The 6,298-nt window shown below is 61.1% G+C and carries 5 protein-coding genes; all 5 read right to left on the reverse strand.

The window, feature by feature from the left end:
* Nucleotides 1-385: 385 nt before the first annotated feature.
* The gene (locus QF777_11705; GenBank protein MDP6912207.1) at nucleotides 386-1,390 is read right to left on the reverse strand and encodes an ATP-binding cassette domain-containing protein; all 1,005 of its coding nucleotides are present in this window, start codon (nucleotides 1,388-1,390) and stop codon (nucleotides 386-388) included.
* Nucleotides 1,390-2,499, reverse strand: coding sequence for an ABC transporter ATP-binding protein (locus QF777_11710; protein MDP6912208.1), 1,110 nt, complete (start codon nucleotides 2,497-2,499; stop codon nucleotides 1,390-1,392). The genes QF777_11705 and QF777_11710 overlap by 1 nt, the downstream gene beginning before the upstream one ends.
* Nucleotides 2,500-2,562: 63 nt before the next feature.
* On the reverse strand, nucleotides 2,563-3,522 hold the full coding sequence (locus QF777_11715; protein ID MDP6912209.1) for an ABC transporter permease: 960 nt from the start codon (nucleotides 3,520-3,522) through the stop codon (nucleotides 2,563-2,565).
* On the reverse strand, nucleotides 3,523-4,476 hold the full coding sequence (locus QF777_11720) for an ABC transporter permease (protein MDP6912210.1): 954 nt from the start codon (nucleotides 4,474-4,476) through the stop codon (nucleotides 3,523-3,525).
* Between the two features lie 179 nt (nucleotides 4,477-4,655).
* Nucleotides 4,656-6,298 (reverse strand): ABC transporter substrate-binding protein (locus tag QF777_11725; protein MDP6912211.1); only part of this gene is annotated, 1,643 nt, incomplete at its 5' end.

The raw sequence follows: 6,298 nt of genomic DNA on the forward strand, positions 1-6,298 counted from the left end.
GCCGGCGCAGCAGTCGTCGCCGAAGCCGAACTACTACCAGACGAAGCACTGTCCGCGCTATCAGACCCACAGGCACCAGCAAGCAGCGTGAAAGTCAGGAAAATCGCGAGTAGTGACATGATCCGCTTCAACATGGTTCCCCCAAGAGGCTTTGAGCAGTAACGGCCAACACCTCAATGAGATAACTCTGAAGCGAGGTCGTGCCTGCACTGTCTGCCATAACGATGCCCCCTACGGCACGTGAATAGCAAGACGGTGCGCGAAACAACCTGAGAAACCTACAAACCGAGAGAAATCAAAGGTTGGGCGCTGGGCTCATCGTGCCCGGCGGACGCGACCTGCTCAGAAAGATTCTGCTCTTCAGCGCGAATGGTGGACGTAACTGCTAGCCAGCTACGGCGACCAGGGGGTGGTGGCAGGCCACGTAGTGGCCCGCTGAGACTTCGCGCATCTGTGGTTCTTCATTGGCGCAGCGCTCTGATGCCTGAGTACAACGCGTCCGGAACCGACACCCGGAAGGGGGATCGACCGATGACGGGATCTCGCCCGCCTGGTCCATCGATACGTCGATGACAGCTGCAGGATCCGGTTCTGGAATCGATTCGAGAAGAAGCGCCGTGTACGGATGGGCAGCGCCGGAAAAGAGCTCGTCTGGTTCGGCCACTTCGCAAAGTTTCCCCAGGTACATGACAGCCACCCTGTCGCTCACGTTCTTGACGACGGCCAGGTCGTGGGCGATGAAGACCAGAGTCAGGCCGTATTCGGCCTTGAGGTCACGAAGCAGATTGAGGATCTGTGCCTGAACACTGACGTCGAGCGCACTGACCGGTTCATCGCAGATGAGAACTTGGGGTCCGAGGACCAGGCTCCGAGCAATGGAAATCCGTTGGCACTGACCACCTGAAAACTCGTGGGGTCGCTTGTCCCGGGCGACCTCCGGGTCGATACCAACGGCGTGCAGCATCCGGTCAACGATCTCGGCCTGCTCGTTTTCGTCGTGGGGGCCCCAGACCCGCAGCGGTTCAGCAATGATCTCGGCAACCCGACGGCGGGGATTCAAGGAGCTGATCGGGTCCTGGAAAATCATCTGGAGTCCGGTCCGGTGAGTTCTTAGCTGCCCCTCGGACAACTCGGTCAATTCGACGCCGTCCAGGACCACCGACCCGCTCTTAGGCGGAGGAAGCTGGATAAGGGAACGAGCAACAGTCGACTTTCCGCAGCCCGACTCACCGACAAGGCCGAGTGTCTCCCCGGCCTTGACGTCCAGACTGATCCCACTCACTGCTTTCACGGTGCGTTTTTTGGCCGCCGGAAACTCGACTACCAGATCCTCAACCTGGACCAGCACTTCGCCGGCGGGACGAAGATGGGCCTTCCCTGATCCAGCCATTAGGCGATCCCTCCATCCGGAAGTTCTGCCGGTGTTCCCGGACTCTGATCAGCGTCTAAGGATTCGGCCACGGCAAGTGTTTGCGGTAACCGGTCGGCGAGGTTCCGTTCGAACGCCTCACGGTTGGCATCAGACCCCACCGGATACCAGCAGGCTGACTTATGCCCTGAGGTGCCAAGCGAAACCAGTGGTGGGTCCTCCTCGTTGCACTTTGGCTGCACATACGGGCAACGGAGACTGAACGCACAACCAACTGGAAGGTGGGTGGCCACCGGTGGGCGGCCGGTGATCGCTGCCAACGACGTATGGCTTGCATGGGTTGTTCGCGGAATCGAACGCATGAGCGCTTCGGTGTACGGGTGTTGGGTCTTTTCGAAGATTTCGTCCGTCGGAGCCTGTTCCACGACCTTGCCTGCGTACATGACGAGGGTGTCGTCGGTTCGACCGGCAATGACCCCAAGGTCGTGGGTCACCATCACCATGGTCATGTTGCGCTGGCGTTGCTCGCGGCTCAACAGGTTGAGGATCTGATGCTGGACGGTTACGTCCAGAGCGGTGGTCGGCTCGTCGGCAAAGAGCAGCGACGGCTCGCAGGCCAGGGCGCTGGCGATGGAGACCCTCTGGCGCATGCCGCCACTGAGCTCGTGGGGCAACCGATCGATTCTGGATTCAGCTTCTGGAATCCGTACCTCGTTGAGAAGGTCGAGAGCGGTCTGCTTTGCTTCACTGCGGCCCACCTTCTTGTGTTGCCTCAGGTGTTCGATGACCTGGCGTCCGATCTTGACCATTGGGTTCAGCGAGGTCATGGGGTCCTGGAAGATCATGGCGATCTCTGTTCCCCACAGGCTTCGCATTTCCCGGCGGGACAGCGCGAGGAGGTCGCGGCCATCGAAGAAGGCCGATCCGCTGGTCTTGACGTTGGAACCCAGGTTGAGGCCCATAATCGACCGGGCGAGAACCGACTTGCCTGAACCGCTCTCACCAACGATGCCCAGGGACCGCCCGCGCCTAAGGCTGAAACTGACCCCGCGGACAGCCTGCAGTTCGCCGATCGGCAGGAAGAAGCTCGTATGGAGATCCTCGACGCGAAGGATCTCCGATCCCCCCATCGACTCAGACGATGTCGAGGTGTATGTGGGTTCTTCTGAGACGGCCATCAGAGCGATTCCATTTCAGATCGCAGCGGACCGGGCGGCCGCTTGTGCCCGAACCCAGTCGGCGAGATTGTTGAACGAATAGACCGTCATGAACAGCGTCGCGGCAGGCCACACGGCAGGCCAGATGTTGATAAGGAGGTCCTGGCGGGCCTGGTTGATCATCCCCCCCCAGGAGGCTGTTGGGATCTCTACCCCGAGACCGAGAAAAGACAGCGTCGACTCAAGGATGATCAGAACTGGGAGGCCGACCAACGAGTAGGCGAGGAGCGCGGGCAAAACGTTGGGGAAAATTTCCCGAACCAAAATCCGTTTCCTGCTGGTGCCAATGGCCCTTGCCGCGGTGACAAAGGCCTGCCCGCTGACCGAGAGGGCGGTGGCACGGGCAATTCGTGTGTACGACGGCCAGACGAAGACGGCACCGACCAGGACTAGGACTACGAGGTTGCGCATTCCAAGCATCGTTGTGATGAACACCAGACCGATGAGAGCTGGGAACGACAGCCAGGTATCCACGAGAGCCATCAGAAAGGTCTCGAGGAGTCCCCGGAAATAGCCGGCGATCGATCCAAGTGTGCCGCCGACGACGATTCCTACTGCTACTAGCGAGAAGGCGAAGATGAGCGAGACCCTGGCTCCGTAGATCAGCCGGGCGAGGATGTCGCGGCTGACATTGTCGGTACCCAGCCAGTGGCTGGCCGTCGGACCCTCGTTGGTCTTCCCGTCGCCGAAGACGAAACCCTGGTAGTTGGGGTCGGCTAGGCCGGGGATCAGGTCAGCCAGTGCTGCCGCGAGGACCACCAAAATCAGCCATAGGAAGCAGATCTTGGTCAGCCACGGCATCTTCCCGAACAAGTTCCCGAACCGACTTTTCCGGGACGAACCCGGGAACATCTGCTCGGCGTTCCTTGGCCCCCGCCGGAGTGTCGACGGGACCCGGGTCTGGACCGGTACCGGTGGCAGGCCGAGCTTGGACACTTAGTTCGTCCTCCGTATCCGGGGGTCAACGACCATGTAGACGAGGTCGGTGGCCGTGTTGACAATCACGTAGAAGACGGTAATGAGGACTGTGATGGCTTGGACCATCATGAAGTCACGTTGTTGGATCGCCGAAAATAGACGCTTTCCAAGGCCCGGAATGGCGAACAGGTACTCGATGACGAGCGACCCGCCGATCAAGATTCCGATGTTCAGGCCGACCACCGTGACGAGCGTGAGGAGGCTGGGTCGGAGACCGTGCCGGAAGAGAATAAACCGGTCGGTCAGCCCCTTCGCTCGCGCTGAAAGGATGTAGTCCTCCTTGAGGGTGGCGATCATGTCGGATCGAAGGACCCGCGTATAGACAGCGATCTCTGTGACGGCCAACGACAGTGCAGGGAGGGCCACACTCTTAAGGTTGGGTCCTAGCCCGTCACTGAGCCTGTTCCATCCGACAGCGGGGAACCATTGGAGTCTTAGGGCAAACACGTAGATGAGGATCAGCCCGGTGACGAATACGGGCAAACTGAGCCCAGCTTGGGCAAACCCGCTGACCACGCGATCTGATCTTCGCCCCTCCCGGTAGCCGGTGAACGCCCCCAGGGGAACCGCTATCAGGAGTGAGAAGCCAACGGCAACGGCCATTAGTTCGAGGGTGATCGGCAACCGGTGGGTGATCTCATCGGTCACCGGCTGTCCGGTAACGAGGGAACGGCCGAGGTCTCCCTGCACTGCGTCGCCCAGCCACCGTCCGTAGCGGACGATCATCGGGTCGTTCAGACCCCATTCCTCCCGGATCTGTTCGACGAACTCCCGATCTTGCTGAGCATCGATCGGGATCAGAGCGTTGACGGGGTCGCCCGGTAGGACGTTGGTGCCGACGAAAGTAACGAAGGAGACCACGATCACGGTCACGACGAGACGCGTCAAGCGAATCGCGAGGATCTTCGGCATCTCCGTCCTTTCGGGATCAACTCAGGTCACCTGAGTCCCAGTCATGACCTGTTCTATGCGGCGCCCCTCACAACGACAATCCTGCACCCTCCCGCGACGCCCGACAGGAAGGCAGTTGTGGGGGCCGTGCCCATTGGACACGACCCCCACAACACCAACTAACTACTCGTAGCTACCAACTAGTTGTCGGTCCGCCAAACCTGTTCCCACCGGCCAACGGCACTCGGGTGGCCGATGCCCAATGTCCCGTCGGGCAGGACCCAGGTGTCGAGCCCGGTGATCCCTTCCTCGACCGCGATAACCGTTGCCGTACCCCCTGAGAACCAGTGGGGCACGTCACGGTTGGCGATGATGCCGATCTTCTCGTAGAGCGCGTAACGCTCTGCGAAGTCGTTCGTCACCAGGGCGTCTGCCAGGTAACCCTGAATCTCCGCGTTGTCGTAGTTGGAGAAGTTCAGGGGATTGGCCTGCCAGTTGTTGAAGGCCTGGCCAATGGGCACGGACGGATCCGCCTCACTGCCGTAGCGCCAGCAGTGGGCACCATGGTCACCCAGGAAGCCGTTGGCGATTCCCAACGAGACGTTGATGTGGGTCTGCTGGTCGTTCCCCGTGTCGACGTCGACGTCGACGAGCCCGGTCGCTGTCCACAACTGGTCGAGAACCGACATCGCTGCAACGAGCGTCGGGTCCATCGGGCATGCCAGATCCACATGGATCTTCTCTCCGGCGGCCTTGCCGTCGGACCGGGACGGATCGTCCACGTACTCCTGAAGCAGAGCGATTCCAGCGTCGAAGTCGAAATGCGGATACGAGTCGGCGACCGCCTGCGACCACCACGGGCTGTCCACCGAGAAGAACTGTGTGACCGGTGATGAAATCCCGGCTCCACCCAGTGCCTCGATGACCGCCTCCTGGTTGTTGGCCAGGGTCAGGCCACGCCGAACCCGAACGTCGTCATACGGCGGCACCTGTGCATTGAAGTGTCCACCACCGGCATCGTTGCCCTGGAACTCGTACAGGACCACACCTTCCAGCGACCGGGCATCACGCACTGTGGCCTGACGCCGAGACTCCATCGCCGAGGTCGTACCTGCAGCTAGCGCCGCTAGACGGGTCGTCTCGTCAGGAATCGGCCGGTAGGAGACGCCGTCTAGGTACGGAAGTTGCCTGCCGTTGATCGACAGCCAGTAGTTCGGGTTACGAACCAGAACCGTCTCGTTGTCGATGTCACGGCTGTCCATGACGAACGGGCCAGTCCCAATTGGGTTGGCGTTGAAGGCATCGGAATCTGCTGCCGCCTCCGGGTCGAACGGGTAGCCGATCGGAGCACCGTTGAGGAACGACGGGAAGGCCACGTTGGTGGCTCCCAGCGTGTAGTCAACCGTGAGGTCCCCTGTGGCTTCGACGTTGATCAAACCTGCGGTAGCGATCGCACCGGCAGCCGAAGAACCGGCCTGCTGGATCGGCCACATGTCCTCGAGCGTCTGGGCAGAAAGCGCCTTGCCGTTGTGGAAGGTCACCCCGGATCGCAGGGTCACCGTCCAAACGGTGAAGTCGTCGTTCGCGGAGATCGACTCGGCAAGCCATGGCAGGTATTCGCCCGACTTGGCCTGGCGGAGCAGCGGATCGAACATCTGGCCCAGCATCGTGTAACACGACGATGCGCACGCGTCCTCCCACGGTCGGAGGCCAACAGCCTCGGCCTCGAGGCCGACGACCACCGTGCCGCCGTACTGCGGCTTGGCTGCCGGTACGACGAGGTTGCCTTCGCCGAGCGACGAGCCGCCGGGGGCGTACTCGTAGACGACGTTGGCGTTGGACG

Source organism: Acidimicrobiales bacterium (assembly GCA_030747595.1).
Taxonomy (GTDB): Bacteria; Actinomycetota; Acidimicrobiia; order Acidimicrobiales; family MedAcidi-G1; genus UBA9410.

What these genes read in the sequence shown, in the direction of transcription:
- QF777_11705 (MDP6912207.1), bottom strand. Translation starts at nt 1,390, where the DNA reads ATGGCTGGATCAGGGAAGGCCCATCTTCGTCCCGCCGGCGAAGTGCTG.
- QF777_11710 (MDP6912208.1), bottom strand. Translation starts at nt 2,499, where the DNA reads ATGGGGGGATCGGAGATCCTTCGCGTCGAGGATCTCCATACGAGCTTC.
- QF777_11720 (MDP6912210.1), bottom strand. Translation starts at nt 4,476, where the DNA reads ATGCCGAAGATCCTCGCGATTCGCTTGACGCGTCTCGTCGTGACCGTG.